The organism is Kitasatospora sp. Ki12 (assembly GCF_054601375.1).
Genome location: NZ_BAAIHT010000001.1, coordinates 436,473 through 455,830, shown reverse-complemented (window position 1 = coordinate 455,830; position 19,358 = coordinate 436,473). Strand labels below are relative to the sequence as shown.

16 protein-coding genes are annotated in these 19,358 nt (G+C 74.1%); 5 read left to right on the top strand and 11 right to left on the bottom strand.

Annotated features, from left to right (window positions below):
- Positions 1–183: 183 nt before the first annotated feature.
- The 3 genes from ettA to ACYP53_RS01995 all read left to right on the top strand — a co-directional run bounded on the left by ettA (position 184) and on the right by ACYP53_RS01995 (position 3,250).
- Positions 184–1,848, top strand: coding sequence for an energy-dependent translational throttle protein EttA (gene ettA, locus ACYP53_RS02005; protein ID WP_189916527.1), 1,665 nt, complete (start codon positions 184–186; stop codon positions 1,846–1,848).
- A 134-nt stretch (positions 1,849–1,982) separates the two neighbouring features.
- Complete coding sequence (locus ACYP53_RS02000) at positions 1,983–2,423, top strand: acyl-CoA thioesterase (protein WP_189916526.1); 441 nt, start codon at positions 1,983–1,985, stop codon at positions 2,421–2,423.
- A gap of 134 nt (positions 2,424–2,557) precedes the next feature.
- Positions 2,558–3,250: a hypothetical protein gene (locus tag ACYP53_RS01995; RefSeq protein WP_459646501.1), complete on the top strand. Its 693-nt coding sequence runs from the start codon at positions 2,558–2,560 to the stop codon at positions 3,248–3,250.
- A 61-nt stretch (positions 3,251–3,311) separates the two neighbouring features.
- On the opposite strand, the gene ACYP53_RS01990 is transcribed toward ACYP53_RS01995, so the two are convergent.
- From ACYP53_RS01990 to ACYP53_RS01945, 10 genes are all read right to left on the bottom strand, one after another.
- Positions 3,312–3,716 carry a globin gene (locus tag ACYP53_RS01990; protein WP_189916524.1) on the bottom strand — a complete coding sequence of 135 codons (405 nt, stop codon included), beginning with the start codon at positions 3,714–3,716 and terminating at the stop codon, positions 3,312–3,314.
- 134 nt (positions 3,717–3,850) lie between these two features.
- Complete coding sequence (locus tag ACYP53_RS01985) at positions 3,851–4,996, bottom strand: ABC transporter permease (protein WP_459646500.1); 1,146 nt, start codon at positions 4,994–4,996, stop codon at positions 3,851–3,853.
- A complete protein-coding gene (locus ACYP53_RS01980) occupies positions 4,993–5,910 on the bottom strand; it encodes an ABC transporter ATP-binding protein (protein WP_189916523.1) in 918 nt (305 codons plus the stop codon). Before ACYP53_RS01980 ends, ACYP53_RS01985 begins: the two co-directional genes overlap by 4 nt.
- A gap of 156 nt (positions 5,911–6,066) precedes the next feature.
- A complete protein-coding gene (locus ACYP53_RS01975; protein WP_459646499.1) occupies positions 6,067–7,272 on the bottom strand; it encodes an FHA domain-containing protein in 1,206 nt (401 codons plus the stop codon).
- Between the two features lie 73 nt (positions 7,273–7,345).
- Positions 7,346–8,701 carry a vWA domain-containing protein gene (locus ACYP53_RS01970; protein ID WP_189916521.1) on the bottom strand — a complete coding sequence of 452 codons (1,356 nt, stop codon included), beginning with the start codon at positions 8,699–8,701 and terminating at the stop codon, positions 7,346–7,348.
- A gap of 130 nt (positions 8,702–8,831) precedes the next feature.
- Positions 8,832–10,142 carry a PP2C family protein-serine/threonine phosphatase gene (locus ACYP53_RS01965; protein ID WP_459646498.1) on the bottom strand — a complete coding sequence of 437 codons (1,311 nt, stop codon included), beginning with the start codon at positions 10,140–10,142 and terminating at the stop codon, positions 8,832–8,834.
- Positions 10,143–10,145: 3 nt separating this feature from the next.
- The gene (locus tag ACYP53_RS01960) at positions 10,146–12,716 is read right to left on the bottom strand and encodes a serine/threonine-protein kinase (RefSeq protein ID WP_459646497.1); all 2,571 of its coding nucleotides are present in this window, start codon (positions 12,714–12,716) and stop codon (positions 10,146–10,148) included.
- Between the two features lie 5 nt (positions 12,717–12,721).
- The gene (locus tag ACYP53_RS01955) at positions 12,722–14,089 is read right to left on the bottom strand and encodes a hypothetical protein (protein ID WP_459646496.1); all 1,368 of its coding nucleotides are present in this window, start codon (positions 14,087–14,089) and stop codon (positions 12,722–12,724) included.
- 191 nt (positions 14,090–14,280) lie between these two features.
- The gene (locus tag ACYP53_RS01950) at positions 14,281–15,288 is read right to left on the bottom strand and encodes a glutamate ABC transporter substrate-binding protein (protein ID WP_459646495.1); all 1,008 of its coding nucleotides are present in this window, start codon (positions 15,286–15,288) and stop codon (positions 14,281–14,283) included.
- 22 nt (positions 15,289–15,310) lie between these two features.
- Entirely contained in the window at positions 15,311–16,786 is a 1,476-nt protein-coding gene (locus tag ACYP53_RS01945; protein WP_459646494.1) for a hypothetical protein, read from the bottom strand.
- Between the two features lie 390 nt (positions 16,787–17,176).
- Here ACYP53_RS01945 and ACYP53_RS01940 point away from each other — a divergent pair, with 390 nt between their 5' ends.
- Positions 17,177–17,752 carry a nucleosidase gene (locus ACYP53_RS01940; protein ID WP_189916516.1) on the top strand — a complete coding sequence of 192 codons (576 nt, stop codon included), beginning with the start codon at positions 17,177–17,179 and terminating at the stop codon, positions 17,750–17,752.
- Positions 17,753–17,804: 52 nt separating this feature from the next.
- Positions 17,805–18,326, top strand: a complete 522-nt coding sequence (locus ACYP53_RS01935) for a DinB family protein (RefSeq protein ID WP_229928627.1) — start codon at positions 17,805–17,807, stop codon at positions 18,324–18,326.
- Between the two features lie 52 nt (positions 18,327–18,378).
- Here the strand turns inward: ACYP53_RS01935 and ACYP53_RS01930 are convergent, their stop codons facing one another.
- A complete protein-coding gene (locus ACYP53_RS01930; RefSeq protein ID WP_459646493.1) occupies positions 18,379–19,308 on the bottom strand; it encodes a sigma-70 family RNA polymerase sigma factor in 930 nt (309 codons plus the stop codon).
- Positions 19,309–19,358: the final 50 nt, after the last annotated feature.

Here is a 19,358-nt window from a genome sequence, read left to right as displayed (position 1 = left end):
TCCCCGGCGGGGGCCGCGGGCGTCGGCCCGGTGGGAGAAGGGGAGTGCCGGGCCTCGGACGCCGTCACCGGCGGGCCGGGGATACCCCCGAGGGGCACCCCGGCGGTTCGGGGCCCGCGGCCGGGTGCGGCACAATGGAAGGCTGCAAGCCGAATACTCCCGACGACGCCGGAGCGATCTCACGTGGCGGAATACATCTACACGATGCGCAAGGTGCGCAAGGCTCACGGAGACAAGGTCATCCTTGACGACGTGACGCTCAGCTTCCTCCCCGGAGCGAAGATCGGCGTCGTGGGCCCCAACGGCGCCGGTAAGTCCACCGTGCTGAAGATGATGGCCGGCCTGGAGCACCCCTCCAACGGCGACGCCTTCCTCTCGCCGGGCTTCACCGTCGGCATGCTGCTCCAGGAGCCGCCGCTGGACGAGACCAAGACGGTCCTGGAGAACGTCGAGGACGGCGTCAAGGAGATCAAGGGGAAGCTCAACCGCTTCAACGAGATCGCCGAGCTGATGGCGACCGACTACTCGGACGCGCTGCTGGACGAGATGGGCAAGCTTCAGGAGGACCTGGACCACGCCGAGGCGTGGGACCTGGACGCCCAGCTGGAGCAGGCCATGGACGCCCTGGGCTGCCCGCCCGGCGACTGGCCGGTCACCAAGCTCTCCGGTGGTGAGAAGCGCCGCGTCGCGCTCTGCAAGCTGCTGCTGGAGGCGCCCGACCTGCTGCTGCTCGACGAGCCCACCAACCACCTGGACGCCGAGTCGGTGAACTGGCTGGAGCAGCACCTGGAGAAGTACAAGGGCACCGTCGTGGCCGTCACCCACGACCGGTACTTCCTGGACAACGTCGCCGAGTGGATCCTCGAGCTCGACCGCGGCCGCGCCTACCCGTACGAGGGCAACTACTCCACCTACCTGGAGACCAAGCAGTCGCGTCTCAAGGTCGAGGGCCAGAAGGACGCCAAGCGCGCCAAGCGCCTCAAGGAAGAGCTGGAGTGGGTCCGCTCCAACGCCAAGGGCCGCCAGGCGAAGTCCAAGGCCCGTCTGGCCCGCTACGAGGAGATGGCGGCCGAGGCGGACAAGATGCGGAAGCTGGACTTCGAGGAGATCCAGATCCCGCCGGGCCCGCGTCTGGGCAGCGTCGTCATCGAGGTCGAGAACCTCAACAAGGCCTTCGGCGAGAAGGTCCTGATCGACGACCTGAGCTTCACCCTGCCGCGCAACGGCATCGTCGGCATCATCGGTCCGAACGGCGCCGGCAAGACCACCCTGTTCAAGATGCTCCAGGACCTGGAGACCCCGGACAGCGGCTCGGTCAAGGTCGGTGAGACGGTCAAGATCAGCTACGTCGACCAGAGCCGCGCCAACATCGACCCGAAGAAGACCCTCTGGGAGGTCGTCTCCGACGGGCTGGACTGGATCAACGTCGGCCAGGTCGAGATGCCGTCCCGTGCCTACGTGTCGGCCTTCGGCTTCAAGGGCCCGGACCAGCAGAAGCCGGCCGGGGTGCTCTCCGGTGGTGAGCGCAACCGCCTGAACCTGGCACTCACCCTCAAGCAGGGCGGCAACCTGCTGCTCCTCGACGAGCCCACCAACGACCTCGACGTCGAGACGCTCTCCTCGCTGGAGAACGCCCTGCTGGAGTTCCCCGGCTGCGCCGTGGTCATCTCCCACGACCGCTGGTTCCTGGACCGAGTGGCCACCCACATCCTCGCCTACGAGGGCGAGAGCAAGTGGTTCTGGTTCGAGGGCAACTTCGAGTCCTACGAGAAGAACAAGATCGAGCGGCTCGGCGCCGACGCCGCCCGTCCGCACCGGGCCACCTACAAGAAGCTGACCCGAGGCTGACATCCAGCCGTCACAACGGCCCGGCAGACTGCCCTCCGGGGCGGCCTGCCGGGCCGCGGCCCACCGCCGCACCCCGCCGCCGTCCGTCGGCACCGGGGGGCGGCGGCGGGCGACCGGAACTTAGGAGAACACCCGTGGCCCGCCACATCTACGCCTGCCCGCTGCGCTGGTCCGACATGGACGCCTTCGGGCACGTCAACAACGTGGTCTTCCTGCGCTACCTGGAGGAGGCCCGGATCGACTTCATGTTCACCCAGGCCGCCGAGGCCGGCGCCGGGGAGTTCGCGGGCGGTTCGGTGGTGGCGCGCCACGAGATCGACTACAAGCGCCCGTTGGTGCACCGGCCGGAGCCGGTCACCATCGAGACCTGGGTGACGAGGATCGGCGGCGCCTCGCTGACCGTCTCCTACGAGATCAAGGACGTCGCCGAGGACGGCACCGACATCGTGTACGTCCGGGCGTCCACCGTGGTCGTCCCCTACGACCTGGCCGAGGGCCGGCCGCGCCGGATCTCGCCGGTGGAGCGGGAGTTCCTCGGCCGCTTCGTGGACGAGCCCGTCCCCGCCGCCGTCTGACCGCCGCCGTCCGACCGCACCTGCTGACCGTGCCCGCCGTCCGGACCCGCTGACCGCACCCGCCGTCGGTACCCGCCGTCCGTACCCGCCGTCCGGACCTGCCGACCGCACCCGATGATTCGAGCTGAGCTGCGTTGACCGTCACCGCCCGTCTCGCCCTGGCCGACGCCGGGGAGGCCGCCGACCTCTCCGCCTTCCTGCTGCGCCTGCTGCGCTTCGACAAGGCGGCGGCCGTGCGCCTGCAGGCGGTGGGGCCGGGTGCGGAGGACGGCGTGCTGGCGGTGTTCGGGCGGCTGCCGCTGGGCGGTTCGGGCGCGCTGGCGATCCGCACCGCGCGGCTGGACGGCCTGGACGAGCCGGTGGACCTGACCGTCTCGGCGGGTCAGCTGCTGGACGGCGTGGACGCCGGGCAGGGCGCCGTCGCGCTGCCGGCGCCGGTGACCGGCCCGGCCTGGGCCGGGCTGCTGCCGCCGCGCACCGGCTGGCGGTCGGCCGGGGCCCCGCCGGTGGCCGAGGTGTACCCCGAACTGATGGCCGGGGTCCGGGAGTTCCGCGAGCGCAGCGAGGCCGTGCCGGAGCACCACCGGACCCGTGCGGTGCTGGACGCGCTGGCGGACGAGATCTGGTCCCGCCCGGTGTCCGTGCTGCCGGAGCTGCCGTTGCGGGCGGTGCACGCCGCGTACGTGGTGGGCTTCCTGAAGCCCGGCGCGCCGCTGTCGGTGCACCGGGCGGGCGGCTGGCTGCGGTTGAGCGCCCCGGCGGGTTCGGTGGCGGTGCGCACCGCGGCCGCCCCGGGAGCGGGGCTGGGGCTCAGCCCGCTGCGCTGACGCCCGCCGCGCTGACGCGTGGCTCGGCGGTTCAGTCCCCGGCGCTTCAGCCCTCGGCGCTTCAGCCCTCAGTGTTGATCATCGAGGCGGCGGCGTACGTCAGGTAGTCCAGCAACTGCCGCTCGTGGTCGGCCTCCAGCTCCAGGCTCGCGACGGCCGCCCGCATGTGCCTCAGCCAGGCGTCGTGGGCCGCGCGGTCGACCTTGAACGGCGCGTGCCGCATCCGCAGCCGGGGGTGGCCGCGCCGGTCGCTGTAGGTGCGGGGGCCGCCCCAGTACTGCATCAGGAACAGCGCCATGCGCTCCTCGGCCGGGCCGAGGTCGCCCTCGGGGTACATCGGCCGCAGCAGTTCGTCCTCGGCGATGCCCTCGTAGAACCGGTGGGCCAGCCGCCGGAAGGTCGACTCACCGCCGACCTGCTCGTAGAAGGTCTCCTCGCTCAACGTGCCTCGCCGGATCTCGCTCACCCGACCATGGTCGCAGACGCCGACGGGGGCGTACACCGGGACCGAGGTCGTGGGTCCTGAGGCGTACGACCCCGTCGGGTCGGGTGCGGGAGGGATCGGGTGTCAGCGGCGAACGCCCGGGCCGGTCAGGCCGGTCAGTCGTCCTCCCACTTGAACAGCTTCCAGGCGACGGCGGTGAGCACCGCGGCGAAGAGCAGCAGGCCGCCCATGGTCGGCAGGGCGTCCATGACGCCGCCGCCGCGGGTCAGCACCGACTGGGCGGACTTCACCAGGTAGTGCAGCGGCATGACCTCGGAGATGGCCTTCAGCCAGCCCGGCGCGTCGTCCAGCGGGAAGAACGAGCCGGAGAGGAAGGACATCGGCAGGACGATGACCTGCGAGATGCCGTTCGCGGCCTCCTCGGTCTTGGCGACCGAACCGGCCAGCAGGCCGATCGACATGAAGGCGAGGGTCGCGCAGATCACCAGCGGGATGACCAGCCACCAGTCCCCGGTGAGCTTGAGCCCGAAGAAGCTCGTGGCGACCACCAGGAAGACGGCGCTCTGCAGGAGCGCGGTCAGCAGGGAGACCACGACCCGGGAGCTGACGACCGTGCCCGCGCTGATCGGGGCCAGCCGCAGCCGGCGCAGCACCTTGGTCTTGCGCCAGTTGACCAGGGTCAGCGCGGCGCCGAACACCGCGCCGGTGGCGACGGCCCAGCCGAGCAGGCCGGGGGTGAGGAACTGGATCGGCTTGAGCGACTTGTCCTCGACCTGCTGGGCGTCCAGCACATAGGCCGGGGGCTGGCCGGTGGCGGCCTGGTTGGCGCTCTGGACCACGGAGTTGAGGATGCCCTGGAGCGCGCCGGCGCGGACGGTGTCGGCGGCGCTGTAGCGCAGCTCGACCTTGCCGTCCGGGCCCTGCTCGATCATCGCGTCGAAGTCGCCCTTGCGGACCTTCTCCAGCGTGGCCGCCTCGTCGTCGGTCCTGGTGATCGTCAGGACCTCGTTCAGCCCGTTGCGGGCGTCGCCCTGCATCGAGTCGAACAGCTTGACCGCGCCGACCTGCGCCACCTTGGCGTGCGGGCTGCCGGAGCCCTGGGTCACGGTGCCGAAGAAGACCAGGAACACCAGCGGGAAGAGCAGGATGAAGAAGGTCGCGGTGCGGTCGCGCTTCATGCCGAGCAGCATCGCGCGGGACAGGCTCCAGAACGCGCTGACCCGTTCCCGCTCGCCGGCGGCACCGGCCCGACCGCCCCGCTGGGCGGGGACCTTCGGCTCGGTGGACGTGGTGGGGGTCATGCGCGGAACTCCCGTCCGGTCAGCTGGAGGAAGACGTCCTCCAGGGTGGCGCCGCGCACCTCGAGGCCGCGCAGCGCGTTCTGCTCGGCCAGGACGCTGAGCACCGGGGCCGGAAGGCGGGTGGAGACGGAGAGCGAGACGGTGTCGTCCTCCAGGTTGGCGATGTCGGCGCCGGCCGCGGTCAGCAGCTCGCGGGCCCGGTCGAGCGGGAGCTGGCCGGAGGCGATGCTGATCCGGACGGTGTCGTCGAGTTCGCGGATCAGCGCCGCCGGGGCGCCGGTGTGCAGGATCTTCCCGTGGTCCATGATCGAGACCCGGTCGCAGAGCACCTCGGCCTCGTCCAGGTAGTGCGTGGTGAGCACGACCGTGCGGCCCTCGGCGTTGATGTCGCGCAGGAGGTCCCAGAGGTTGCGCCGGGACTGCGGGTCGAGGCCGGTGGTGGGCTCGTCCAGGAAGACGAGCTCCGGGTCGTGCGCCAGTGCGCAGGCGATGGACAGGCGCTGGGCCTGGCCGCCGGACATCTTCTCGGTCAGGCTCTCGGCCTTGTCGCCCAGACCGACCCGCTCCAGCATCGCGTCGGCCCGCTTGGGGCCGACCCCGTAGAACGACGCGAAGGTGCGGATGGTCTCCCGGGCCGTCAGTTTCCGGAAGAAGGCGGAGGCCTGGAACTGCACGCCGATTCTCGGCAGCAGTTTCGGATTGCGCGGCCAGGGGTTCATCCCCAGCAGCTCGACCCGGCCCTCGTCCGGTTTCCGGACGCCTTCCAGGATCTCCATGGTGGTGGTCTTCCCGGCGCCGTTGGGGCCCAGGATCCCGTAGAACTCGCCGGCCTCGACGGTGAAGGACACCCCGTCGACGGCCTGCACATCCCCGTACCGCTGACGGATGCCGTCGGCGGATATAGCTGCAGTCATGTGCCCTGAGAGTAGGGGTTCCGGAGCGTCCTGTGCACATCGCGGAGCGGGATTTGCGGATCCTTTGAGCAACCGGGAAGAACGGCCGGGCCGGGTGAAACGGTGAATTCCACCCGGCCCGGCCGGAATTGTCGCTGACGCGCGCTCAGAGACGGGTCAGGCGCGGTGCACCGTGATGGTCGTCCAGGCGCCGACGTGGATCCGGTCGCCGTCGTTGAGCGGCACCGCGGTGTGCGGGGCGATCGGCTCCGCGCCGCCGTTCACGGTGGTGCCGTTGGTCGAGTCCTGGTCCACCAGCACCCAGCTGCCGTCCGCCTGTTCGGCGAGCAGCGCGTGCTGGTGGGAGGCGCCCGGGTCCTCCGGCGGGACGGACAGGTCGATCTCGGGCACGGTGCCGCGGTGCTGGCTGCGCCGCCCGATCCGCAGCTGGCCGCGGCCGGTGAGCGGGATCCGGCGCTCGGGGCAGTACGGCGGGAAGAACAGTCCGGCCGCCTCGGGGCCGCTGCGGGCCATCATGTCGGTGAAGTAGTCCCGGTCGGCCGCGACCACGGCGATCCAGGTGGTCCGCACCGGCTCGGCCGGGGCGGCCTCCTGCTGCGGGTGCTGGGGCTGCGGCGGGGCGAGGTGGAAGGACGTGCCGAAGTCGCCGCCGCGGTTGTTCGGACCGGGGCCGGCCGGCTGGGCGTACACCGGGCCGGAGTCCTCGCGCACCGGCGCCTCGGGGAACGCCCCCTCGGGCGGGGGGTAGCCGTAGGTGTGTGGCTGCGCCGGGGCCTGCGGCTGCTGCGGGACGGGCGGGGCCACGGCCTGCTGGGCGGCCTGGGGCTGCTCCGGCTGCGGGTGCGGGTAGCCGTACGGGGCCTGCGGCTGCTGCGGGGCGCCGCCGTACGAGGCCGGGATGTTCAGCGGGGCCGGGGCCGGCGCTGGTGCGGGCGCGCCGGCGCCGGGGACCTGGCGGCGCGAGGGCGTGGAGAGCTCGTAGTCGTAGCCGCACTCCTCGCAGAAGCGGCCGGTCTGCGGGCTGCGGCAGATCGGGCAGAGGACCAGGCCCTCGGTGAGGCCCTGCTGCGCGCCGGGCGGCGGGTAGCCGCCCGGGGGCGGGTACCCGCTCGGCGGGGGCAGCGTGCCGGCGGGCGGGACGGCCTGCTCCGGCGGCATCGCGGGCGGGGGCGGCGGGCCGCCGAAGGACGCACCGCCCGGGTACCCGGCGGGTGCGCCGGGCGCGGGGCCGGTGCCGGGCGGGTATCCGGCGGGTGCGCCCCCGTGGGCGCCGGGCGCGGCGGCCGGCGGGGTCATCGGGAAGCCGCAGAAGTCGCACCAGTCCTCGGCCTGCGACTCGTGGCCCCTCGGGCAGATCGGCATCAGGTCCCCCTCGTTTCGGGCCGGCTCGGTGCGGCGTCGCGCCGGGGTGCCGGCCCGGTCACGTCTTCAGCGGTCACTTCTTCACACGTACCGTCTTGGTCGACCGGGTCTCAAGGGTCATCGAGTCGGCCTCGCTCACGTTCTTACGGAACCGAACGGTACCCTCCTTCGGGTCCACCACGTCCACCACCTTCTGAAGCAGTTTGTAGGTGCCCTCGTTCCCGGTCGCGTGCGCGATCCGGACGGCGGCGCCCAGCTTGGCGGTGGCGGTGTCGACGTCCCCGGCGCGGTGGGCCTCCAGGCCCGCCTGGATGGAGGAGGCCAGCTCGGCCTGCCCGGTGTAGTGGGCGACCTGCGGGCTGATCCGGGTGGAGGAGGCCAGGTCGTCGGTCCAGAGCGCCTTGACCAGGCCCTGGCTGAGCACCTCGGGGGTGCCGCCGCCGACCTGCGGGGGCAGCACCAGGCTGATCCGGGCGGCGAGCATCTCGCTGCCGATCGCGGCGGCCGGGACCTCGACGCAGACGTGGTAGTCGCGGCTCTCGTCGCCCCAGGAGCCGGTGGGGTAGTCGCCGGCCCGGGGGCCGGCCTCGGCGCGGCGGGCGGTCAGGTCCTCCACCGAGGGGGCGACCTGCTTGACGAACTTCACGGTGGCGTTGGCCGGGGTCCAGATCCGCAGCGCGACGTCGGCGACCTGCTTGCCCATCGCGCCGGTCATCATCGAGCGGAAGTCGTCGGCCAGGCCGGAGGGTTCGGCGACGATGTCGACGGTGCCGAGCAGCGCGGAGGAGATCTTGCGCAGCTCGTCGATCCGCCAGTCGGTGCCGACGCCGCGGCAGTCGGCGGTGAAGTGGCCGGTGACCCGCTCGACGGTGCGGGCGAGGTCTTCCGCCGACTCGTGCTCGTTGTTGCCGTCGGTGAGCAGGATGGTGTGCCGGATGGCGATGTCCCGGCGGGTGAGGAAGAGCTTGTCGGCCTTGGCCAGCCAGGTGCCCATCGCGGTGCCGCCGGCCGCGGTGAGCCGGCGCAGCGACTCCTTGGCCTCGGCGCGGGTGGCGGCGGAGGCGGTGGCGAGGGTGCCGTCGCCGGGGTAGATGTCGCGGGCCTCGTGGGTGCCGGCGACCACGGCGAAGGCGGTGCCGTCGCGCAGCGCGTCGACGGCGGCGGCGGTGGCCTCCCGGGCGCCGTTGATCTTGCTCTTGGGGTAGTCCATCGATCCCGAGCAGTCCACCAGGATCACCACGGCCGCGGCCGAGTCGGCGTTCGCGGGCGAGGCGTCGGTGATCCCGAGCGGGCGGCCGCCCGAGGTGCCGCCGCCGGTCGCGGTGACGGTGACGATGGCGTTGACCTCGCGGGCGCCGTCGGCCAGGTACTCGTTCTGGAAGATCTCCACGTCGAACCTGGGCAGGTTCGGCTTCGCCAGTGTTGCCATGGGGCGGTCGGCTCCCGTCGGGTGAGGGGTGGATGTGATCAGGACGGTGGGGCGGTCCGCCGGCCGGGGCCGGCGCACCGTGGCGCCGTGGCGTGCGCCGGGCGGCCGGTCGGGCCGCCCGGCGGTCGGGTCAGGCCGTCGGCGGGTGCGGCGGCAGCGGCGGGACGGGCGGTGCGGTGGGCGGGGCCGGGGGGACCGCCGGCGGTGCGGGCGGTGCGGGCGGTGCGGGCGGGACCGGCGGGGCCGGCGGCAGCGGGGCGGCGGGGGAGCCGATCACCGGGAGGTCCGGCAGGGTCGGATCGTGGTCCTCGTCGTCCTCCGGGACGGGCCGCCGGGTGATGACCGGCAGGTCCAGCGCCGTGGGGGTCTGCTCGGCCTCCTCGACCGGCACGGCCGGCGGGTCGATCGGCAGTACGGCGACGGTGATGTTGTCGTGGCCGCCGGCGGCGACCGCGAACTTCACCAGGGTCTGCGCCGTCGCGAGCGGCTCGGTGCGGGCGTCCGGACGGACGTAGTACGCCAGGTCGGTGGCCGCCTCGGCGTAGTTCCACAGGCCGTCGGTGCAGATCAGCACCACCCCGGGGACGTGCGGGGTGAAGTCGAGCGTGTGCGGCACGACCTCCTCGGCGTCGGCGCCGAGCCAGCCGGTGATCGCGTGCGCCCGGGGGTCGGCGTACGCCTCGGCCTCGCCCATCAGCCCGGCCTCGACCATCCGGGCCGCCCAGGAGTCGTCCTGGGTGAGCCGGAACGGCTCGGCGGCGGCGCGGTCGTCCGGGATCCAGTACGCCCGGGTGTCGCCGACCCAGCCGATGGTGACCCGGCCGCCCGCGGCTATGGCGCTGACGTAGGTGCAGGCGGGCGCGTTGAGGTCGGGCCGGACCGGGCCGGCGCCGTCGGTCGCCAGGTCGGCGACGGCCTTGGCGGCGTCGGCGATGGCCGCGCGCATCGCCTCGCCCGGGTCGCGGCCGGCCTCCAGCGAGGTCAGCAGCGACTCGGAGGCGCAGTCGACGGCGGTCGCCGAGGCCTCGTCCGGGCGGTCGGAGGAGGAGACGCCGTCGCACACCACGGCGACCACGACCGGCTCGCCGCCGGGCAGCGAGGTCGCGGCGACGGTGAAGCTGTCCTCGTTGCGGTGGTGGCGCACGCCGCGGTCGCTGACCCCGGCGACGCCCCCGAGCGCCTTCTCCATGTGGTCGCGCGGGCGCGGCTGGGCGCCGCCGCAGCCCTCGCAGTAGCCGTCCGCGGTGACCTGCGGCTGCCCGCAGTGCACGCAGACCGGCCCGCGCTGCTGCGGTACGGCCTCACCCCGGGCGGCGGCCCAGCCCGTGGGCATCGCGCCCGGGGCCGTCCGGCCGTCCCGACCGGCGCCGCAGGAGTTGCAAAAGGCGTCCTCCGGGTCCATCGGCTCGGAACAGCTCGGGCACTCGGTCTGCTGCGGCATCGGCTACACCCACGTCCTGGGACGGGCACGGTTGGCCCGTTCCACCATCTCGATCCTGGTCTCCGCCCGGTCGGCCAACCGGGCGAGTACCCGGTAGGACTGCTCCAGGGCGAAGCGCAGTTCCCGCTCCTGCGCGGGACGTCCCAGTACCACCAGCTCGGCGGCCGGCCGGGCACCGGCCGAGCCGGCGCCGACCCAGCCGAGCGCCGCGCCGAGCACCTCGACCGAGAGCTCCTCGCGGCGGCGGTCGTCCAGCCGCAGCGCGGTCAGCTGCGCGGAGCTCGCGCCGAGGTCGGCGGCCAGCTCGTCGGTGGCGGGGCGCTCGCGCAGCCGGGCCCGGACGGCGGCGATCCGGGCGGCGGTGTACTGGCTGGAGGTGGCCGGGACGGACTCCAGGACGCGGACCGCGCCGGCCCGGTCGTCCTCGGCCAGCCGGACCCGGGCCAGCCCGAATGCGGCGCTCAGGTAGGCCTGGTCGGTGGCCCACACCAGCCGGTAGAACTCGGCCGCGTCGCCGCCGTCGCCGAGCAGTTCGGCGCAGTTGGCGAGGGCCAGCTTGGGCGCGGCCTCGCCGGGGAAGGCGTCGTAGATCGCGTCGAAGGCCTCGGCGGCGGCGCGGAGGGAGGTGGTGCGCCCGCTCGCCTCCGGCTCGCCGGAGACTCCTTCGCCGGTGCCCTCGGCGGCGCCGACCAGGGCGGTGAGGCCGCGGTACCAGACCACCCGCCAGTCGTCCGGGTGGTCCTGTTCCAGTGCGGCGAGGTGGGCCACGGCGTCGCGGTGGCGGCCGAGTTCGAGCAGGGCGCGCAGTTCGCGCAGCCGGCTCTCCACCGAGGAGGTGGGGGCGCCGGCCAGCGCGGTGAGCGCCTCCTCGGGGTCGGGGGAGAGCAGGGTGGCGAGGAAGCCGGCGTTGGGGTCGCCCGGGTCGACCCGGGGGATGGGCAGGGCGAGGGCGGCGGCGGCCGGGTCCAGGGCGGTCACCCGGAGCTGTCCGGCGGCTTCGGTGGGCAGGACCAACTCGGTGTCGACGACGCGCAGTTCGGGGCCGAAGAGGGTGGAGAGCGCGGGGTAGGGCCGGTCGTTCTGGAGGGCGAGGATCTCCCGCAGCACGCCGGTCAGCTGGTCGGCCATCTCCTCGGCGGAGGCGAAGCGGCGGGCCGGGTCCGGGTCGGTGGCGCGGACCAGCAGCCGGTAGTACGACTCGTACGTGGCGAAGGCCTCGACGTCCTCGGGGCCGGGCAGGGAGTCCCGGTAGGTGGTGCTGTAGCCCGGGAAGTCGAAGGTGAGCACCGCGAGGGTGCGGGCGACGGTGTACAGGTCGGAGGCGGGGGAGGGGCCGTCGGTGGCGATCTCCGGGGCCTGGTAGCCGATGGTGCCGTAGATCGGGCCGTCGTCGTCGAGGCGGCGGACGGCGCCCATGTCGATGATCTTGAGCGTGTCGCCGCTCTGGATGGCGTTGTCGATCTTGAAGTCGCAGTACACCAGGCCCCGGCCGTGCAGGTAGCCCAGGGCCGGCAGCGCCTCCAGCGCGTACGCGATCGCCTGCTCGACCGGCAGCGGCTCCCGCCGTCCGTCCGGGGTGCGGCGGTCGTTGGCGATGTCCTTGAGCGACTTGCCGCCGACGTACTCCATCACGATGTAGCCGTCGGTGGCGCCGGTGCGCAGGTCCGGGTGCTCGGCGAAGTTGATGATCCGGACGATGTTCGGGTGGTCCACCTCGGCCAGGAAGCGCCGCTCGGCGACGGCCGCGGCCAGCGCGTCCTCGTCCCCGGTGTCCAGCAGGCCCTTGAGGACCACCCACTTGTCGTCGAGCCGCCGGTCCACCGCCAGGTAGATCCAGCCGAGCCCGCCGTGCGCCAGGCAGCCCACCACCTCGTACTGCCCGCCGACCAGGTCCCCCCGGCGCAGCTTGGGCGTGAACGAGTAGGGCGTGCCGCACTTGGTGCAGAAGCCGTCCGGGCGGCCGGGGCGGCCGTTCTTCTCCCGGCCCACCGGGGCCTCGCACTTGGAGCAGAACCGCTTGCGCTCGGGCACCTCGGGGTTGGCCAGCACCGCCTGGGCCGGGTCGGCCGTCGCGACGGTCGGCACGGTGACCAGGCCGGCGCCCAGCCGGTTGCGGGTGCCCGCGCTGACGCTGCCCCGGGTGCGTACGGAGACCGAGCGGCTGCTGCCGGTGCGGGTCGAGCGGTTGGAGCGGGAGCGGCCGGACATCGAGCGGGCGGAGCCGGTGCGGGCCGACATCGAGCCGCTGCGGCCGGAGTCCGGGGAGACCCGGGCGGACGGGACCCAGGGCTGGGTGACGCCGGTGTCGGCCTCGGGCGGGGTCAGGCCGCACTCGTCGCAGTAGCCGTCCGTGTCGATGCTGCCGGAGCAGTCGCGCGGGCAGGGCGCGCCGGGGCCGGCGGCACCCGCCCCCGCCGCGGACGCCCCCGCGGACGCCCCCGCGGACGCCCCCGCGGGCGCCTTCGGCGTCGCGGTGGTCCCGCCCGCCGGGGCCAGCCCGCACTCGTCGCAGTAGCCGTCGGCGTCGATGCTGCCGCTGCCGGAGCAGTCCGGCCGTACGCAGGTCTCGCCCATCAACCTCAGCCCCCCTGAACCTGTCCGTCGACCGGCGGCCGGCCGGCCGCCTCCTGAACCTGCCCGCCCTCGGCCTCGGTCTGGGCCGGGCGCAGCGACTGCTGGAACCGGGCCACCGCGGCGGCCGCCGCCCGCAGGTCGCACGGCGCGCTCCACAGCAGCCAGCGCGCCTTCTCGTACCGTTCGAGCACTTCCGGGTCCTCGGCGACCCGCAGCCGGGCCGCCATCGCCTTGTAGGCGTCCAGCCGGCCGCGCAGCTCGGCCCGGACGGCCAGCGGCTGGGTCACCTCGGTGAGGGACTGCCGGGCCCGGGCCAGCTCCTTGGCGGCGGCGTCCTCCAGCGTGTCCAGCAGCGGCGCCAGTCGGCCCCACTGCCCGGCCTGCCGCAGGTCCAGCGCCGCGATGATCCGCTCGCGCAGCGCCGAGGCCGGGCCCGGTACCGCCGGGACGTCGCTGGCGGCTATCTTCGCCAGCACCTCGCCGCGGGCCCGGCGGGCCTCGGCCAGTGTGGCGTCGGCCCGCTGGAGCAGGTCGCCGACGCCCTGCAGCCGCTCCTCGGCCTCGTCGCGCAGCCGCAGCAGGTCCTCCAGCTCCAGCCGGACGCCGTCCAGCGCCCGCCCGGCCCGGTCGAACCGCTCGGTGTCCACCACCCCGGCGGGCCCGGCGAAGGCCGAGCCCTCCGGCACCGTGCCGCGCTGGGCGGGCACCCGGGCCGGGCGCCACAGCGCCAGCGGGTCGCCGCGCACCTCGGTGCGCAGCTCGGTGAGGTCCTGTTCGATGCCGGTCAGGTCGTCGCCCAGCGGGTGGACGCCGGAGCGCACGCCGAGCGAGCCGGCCAGGGTCCGCACCCGGTGGAGCTCGGCCAGCAGCAGGTCGATCCGGGCCGGCAGCGCCGACCAGACGGCGTCGGCGGCGCTGACCACCTCCAGCACGGTGGCGTACCAGGAGTTCATCCGGGCCATCAGCGCGTCCAGGCTGACCCGCTCGACCAGCTTGGCGGGCGCGCCGAGCAGTTGCGGCCCGTCCGGCACCGCGCCGCCCGGGACGGTCACCGCGTCACCGGTCAACAGTTCGTTCAGTTCGGCGAGTTCGGGCGCGCCGGGCTTGGCCTTGCGGGCCCGTACGGCGCGCGCCGAGGCCAGCGCCTCGGAGTAGCGGTCGAACAGGGCCCAGAGCAGCGGCAGGCCCTTCCCGGCGACCGACCAGCGCTCCAGGGTGCGCCCGGTGAGCTCGGCGCCCTCCAGCAGTCGCAGGCCCGGGTGGTCCTGCAGGGCGAGCAGCGCGGACTCGACCGCGTCCCGCTCCGCGCCGAGGCGCGCGAGCGCGCGGTCCACCTCCTCCCGGCTCAGTGCCGGGCCAGCCGATGCCGCCACCGCGGTGTCCTTCCTTCCTCGCGTGCGATCCCGACGTGCCTGACGTGCGGTCCCACGACAACCCCCCGTTGTCCACCACCGGTCTCCCCGCGGTGATCGTCCCGAACCCTAGCCGGTGGCCGTTCGGGCGGTACGGGCGCGGGGCGTCAAGACGGTGTCAACACCCCGGGCCCGGACGTCCTGCCGGTGCCTCAGCGCGTGCCCGGCCAGAACCGCTCCGCGTCGTTGAGCATGTACGGCTTGAGCCAGCGGTCGTACGAACGGGCCCAGTCGCCGCGCGCGTAGTAGTCCGCCAGCACCTGATTGACCCGGGCGGTCAGGTCGGGGCTCTCCTTCAGCATGGCGACGCCCACCACCTCCGGCTGCGCCTCGCCGTCCACGATCCGCACGGTCTGGTCCTGGGCGGCCTGACCGGCCGCCAGGCCGTTGTCGGTCATGGTGGCGTCGACCTTGCCGAGCTGCATCAGCACCAGGCAGTCCAGCTGGTTGCCGACGGTGACGACCTGTCCGGCGGTGTTCATGTCCTTGATCACGGCCTGCCCGGTGCCGCCGTCGGCGACGCAGACAGTCCTGCCCTTGACCGCGTCGTCGATGGTCTTCGCGGGCGAGGCCTTGGGCACCAGGACGCGCTGGCTGATGTTGAAGTACGGCTTGGAGAAGGCGACGTCCTCCATCCGCTTGCAGTTGATCGTCATGGTGCGGACGATCAGGTCGACCCGGCCCTTCTTGATGGCGTCGATCCGGTCGGCGGTCGCCACCGGCTTCAGCACCACCTTGTCCGCGTCGCCCATGACGGCGGTGCCGATCGCCCGGGCGAGGTCGATGTCGAAGCCCTCGATCTGGCCGGTGTTCGGGTTGCGGGCGCCCCAGCGGTAGCTGTTCTGGTCGACGCCGATCACCAGGGTGCGCTTGGCCTTGATGGCCTTCACGGCCGGGCCGTCCTCGGTGCTCGGCGGCACGCTCTTGGTGATGTCGCAGTCGGCCTGGTCCTGCTGTGCGGCCTCTGCGGCCTGGGCGGCCTGGGCGGCCTGTGCGGCCTGTGCGGCTTGGGCGGCCTGGGCCGTCTGCGGGGCGGTGCCCGTGGCGGTCGCGGCCGTCGGCGCGGCGCCGACCGGGCCGCCGCCGGCGAGCACGACGGCGCCCGCGGCCAGCAGCGCCACGGCGGCGGCGGATCGGGTCGGTACGGTTCTCTTGCGCATCTGTCCGTTTCCCCCTTGCCGGTTACCGGTACTCGGCCAGTCGTCGGCCCAGGCCGCGCAGCGCGGCGGCCGCGGCCACCAGACCGAGCAGCGCGGCCGCGACGGCGGTGGTGCGCAGGTCGCCGCCGGTGCCCTCGGCGGACCGCTTGAACCTGTCCTGCTCGATGTCGGCCGCTTGGGCCAGCGCCCGGTCGGTGGAGTTGAAGAAGGCGTCGGCGGTCGGCGTGCCGGCGTCGGCCGTCACGGTCGCGTCCAGGGCGCCCTGGTAGTCGGCGTTGTCGACCTCCAGCTTCCGGGCCGCGTCGTGCCGGTCGCGCCACAGGTCGAACTGCTCCGCCGCCCCCCGCACGCTCGCCTCGGCGGCCGGCGGCGCGAGCCGGACGGCCTCCGGGAGCGAGCCGGCCCGGCGCTCCAGCGGAGCGTCCCTGGCCCCGGCTGCTTCCAGGTGCTCGGTGGCCTTGGTCCACTGGTCGGCGTACTTGGTGGTCGAGCCGCGGGCGACGAGGTGCAGGTTCTCGGCCAGCCGGGCGGTCAGTACGTCGACCCGGGCGGCGTTGAGCGCCCGCAGCGGCGTCGCGCCCTCGCGGTCGCTGCTCTTCAGGGCCGCGTTGGTGGTCAGACCGGTGACGGTGAGCCAGAGCGCGCCGGCCAGCACGGCTGCGGTGGCGCCCAGCAGTCCGATGTTGAACACCCGGTTGGTGCGGCGGAACAGGGTCAGCTGCACCCAGGCCAGCGCGGCCAGGACGACCACCGCCAGGCCGTACGCGCCCCAGGGCACCGACTTGGCCGCGGCGTAGTCGGCCGCCAGCTCGTTGTTCTCGGCGGTGGCCAGTTCGGCGGCGGCCGGCAGCAGGACGGTCTGCATCTGCTCGGAGGCGTACCGCAGGTAGGCGCCGCCGAGCGGGATGCCCTGCCGGTTGTCGGCCCGGGCGGTTTCCACCAGACCGGCGTACGACGGGAGTTGCTGGTTCAGCCGGGCTAGCGAGTCCTGCGCGGGGGAGGTCGAGGTGGTCCGGGCGGCGGCCTCGGCGACCAGCCGGGCGGCCGTGGCGAGGTCCTGCTCGTAGCGGTCCCGGACGGCCTTCGGCTCGGCGCCGGCCAGCAGGAAGCCGCTCGCCGCGGTGGTGGCGGCGTCGGCCAGGTTGCGGTGGATCTCGGCGGCGTCCCGGCTGAGCGGCTGGCTGTACGAGACCACCCGGTCGGCGGCCTCCGCCCTGGTCTCCAACTGCCAGGCGGTGAGCCCGCCGAAGGCCACGGTCAGCGCCGCGAGCACCACCCCGGCCAGCCGCAGCCGGCCGGGCGCGGTGCGGGTGGCCTGGGCGAGCCGGGCGCGGGCGCCGGTGACCACGCCCGTCGGGGGGCGCCGGACGGGCGCCCCGCCGGGTCTGCCCGGCTTCACGAGTGGTGCCGATGCCGTCGCGGCCGCCGGTCCCGGCGGGCGGCCCGGCCGGGCCGGGACCGCGGCGTTCGGTGCGCCGTTGCCTACTGGTGTCGCCACCCGCCTCATCCTCCCCTGGGGCCGGACCCGTTCCCCGGGGCCCGGCCGATGGCAGCAGTATGGCCGCGACTCCCCCCGGCCACACCCGACTTGCGTCGATCTTGAGCTTGTCGTTCACGGTTTCCGCCCGCCCCGCGCGGTCCGCACACGCGGTCCGGGCGGTCGCACGGCCGGTCCGCGCACCGTACGGGGCCCCGCTCGTGTCGCCGTCCGCGCGGAGACTCGTGTCGCCGTCCGTACGGAGACTTCGTGTCGCCGTCCGTACGGAGAGGTGGCGAACCGTCCGACGCGGCCCGCACCCTACGCGGTTCCCCCGACCGGGCGGAGCGCGGGGGTCCGTTTGCGGGCGCGCGCCCGGGCGCGGCACCCCCCGCTCCGTACCATGGGCACATGCGCCTGCTTGGAACGATCTCGCCCGACCGCCCGCTGCTCGTCGTGGCCGTCCGCGAGGAAGCCGCCCACCTGGACGAGCGACTGCCCGTGCTGCTCACCGGGATAGGGAAGGTCAACGCCGCCGCCGCGCTGGCCACCGTCCTCGCCCGGGGCGAGAAGCCCTCGGAGGTGATCAACCTCGGTACGGCCGGCGCGCTGCGCCCCGGCTGGGAGGGCACTCACCACGTGGTCCAGGTGATCCAGCACGACCTCGACACCGCGAGCCTGCACGCGCTGACCGGGCGCCAGTACGGCGCGCCGCTGGAGGTCGGCAAGGGCGACGGGCCGGTCCTGGCCACCGGCGACCTGTTCGTCTCCGACGCCGCCGCCCGCGACCGGCTCGCCGAGCACGCCGACCTGGTCGACATGGAGGGCTACGCCGTCGCGACCGTCGCCCACCGGGCCGGGGTGCCGGTGCGGCTGGTCAAGCACGTCAGCGACGAGGCCGGGGACGGCGCGGGCCACACCTGGCGGGAGTCGGTGGACGACTGCGCCCGGCACCTCGCCGCCTGGGTGGTCGCGCAGGGCTGGTGACGGACGCTCAAACCCGGTGTCCCGGCGGGTCGGTGCTGGCTAGGGTGGCGCGGTGACCGAGAACACCGCGCCCGCACGCAAGCGCTCCGACAACCGCCCGCCCGGCATCAACGCCGACGAGCCGACCACCCTGGTGGCCTTCCTCGACTACCTGCGCGAGGCCGTGATCGGCAAGCTCGCCGGGCTCTCCGACGAGGACGCCCGACGCCCCGGCGTCGCCTCCGGCACCAGCCTGCTGTGGCTGGTGCGGCACCTGACGGTCGTCGAACTCAACTGGTTCGAGTGGGCCTACCGGGGGCTGGGGGAGGAGCCGCGCGAGTCCGACGACATCCCGCTGGACGGCGCCACGGTCGCCGAGGAGATCGCCGCGTACCGGGACGCGATCGCCCGCTCCAACGCGGTGACCGCCGCCGTCGGCGCCGACCTCGACCGCCCGGGCGTCCGCTCGCTGCGGCCGAACGCCGAAGGCCCGTCGCTGCGCTGGGTGCTGGTCCACATGATCGAGGAGACCGGGCGGCACGCCGGGCACGCCGACATCATCCGCGAGCAGCTGGACGGCGCGGTCGGGCGCTGACGGCGTTGCGAATGCCGAAGGGGGAGGGCGGTGGCCCTCCCCCTTCGCCGCCCTAGCGGTCCCGGAAGTCCGAGAGGTCCAGCGCGGCCAGCCGCTCCGGGTCGGTGAGCACGTCGATCGCGACGATCGCGTCGTCCACCACGGTGAACGCCATGATCGACAGCGCCCGGCCGTTGTCGCCGATGACCACCGCGCCCGCGGTGCCGTTGATCAGCGCCGGGCGGGCGAACGGCGACAGCTTGCCCCACAGGACGGCCTGGCCGGCCACCGTGGCGGAGCCCGAGAGCACCACCGAGTGCCGGGCCATCCCCACCCCGCCGTCCGAGCGCAGCACCACGTCCGGGTCGAGCACGGCGACCAGCGCGCCCAGGTCCCCGTTGCGGGCGGCGGCGAAGAAGGCGTCCACCGCCACCCGCTGCCGGCCGAGGTCCGGGTCCGGCGCGGGCGCCTGGCCCTGCACCTTGCGGCGGGCCCGGCTGGCCAGCTGGCGGGTGGCGGCCGCCGTCTTCTCGATCAGCGGGGCGATCTCGTCGAACGGCACGGCGAACATGTCGTGCAGCACGAAGGCGACCCGCTCGGCCGGCGACAGCGACTCCATCACCACCATCAGCGCCAGCCCGACCGAGTCCGCGAGCATCACCTCCTGCTCCGGGTCCACCACGCCCTCGCGCCGCAGCAGCGGGTCCGGGATGCGCGGGCCCGGCTCGCCGCCCGGCCCGGCCGGCTCCAGCGGCTCCTCGCGGCGCTGGGCACGGGCGCGCAGCAGGTTCAGGCAGACCCGGGAGACCACGGTGGTCAGCCAGCCGCCCAGGTTCTCCACCTCGGCGGTGTCGGTGCGGTCGTACCGCAGCCAGGCCTCCTGCAGGGCGTCCTCGGCCTCGCTGATCGACCCGAGCATCCGGTAGGCGACCGCGCGCAGGTGAGGGCGCTGCTCCTCGAAGAGCACGGCCCGGGAAAGTTTTTCGTCCACCGCGTCGTCCACGTGTCACATTCCTTCGTCGCCAGGGGTCAGGGCAGCAGGAGCAACCAAAC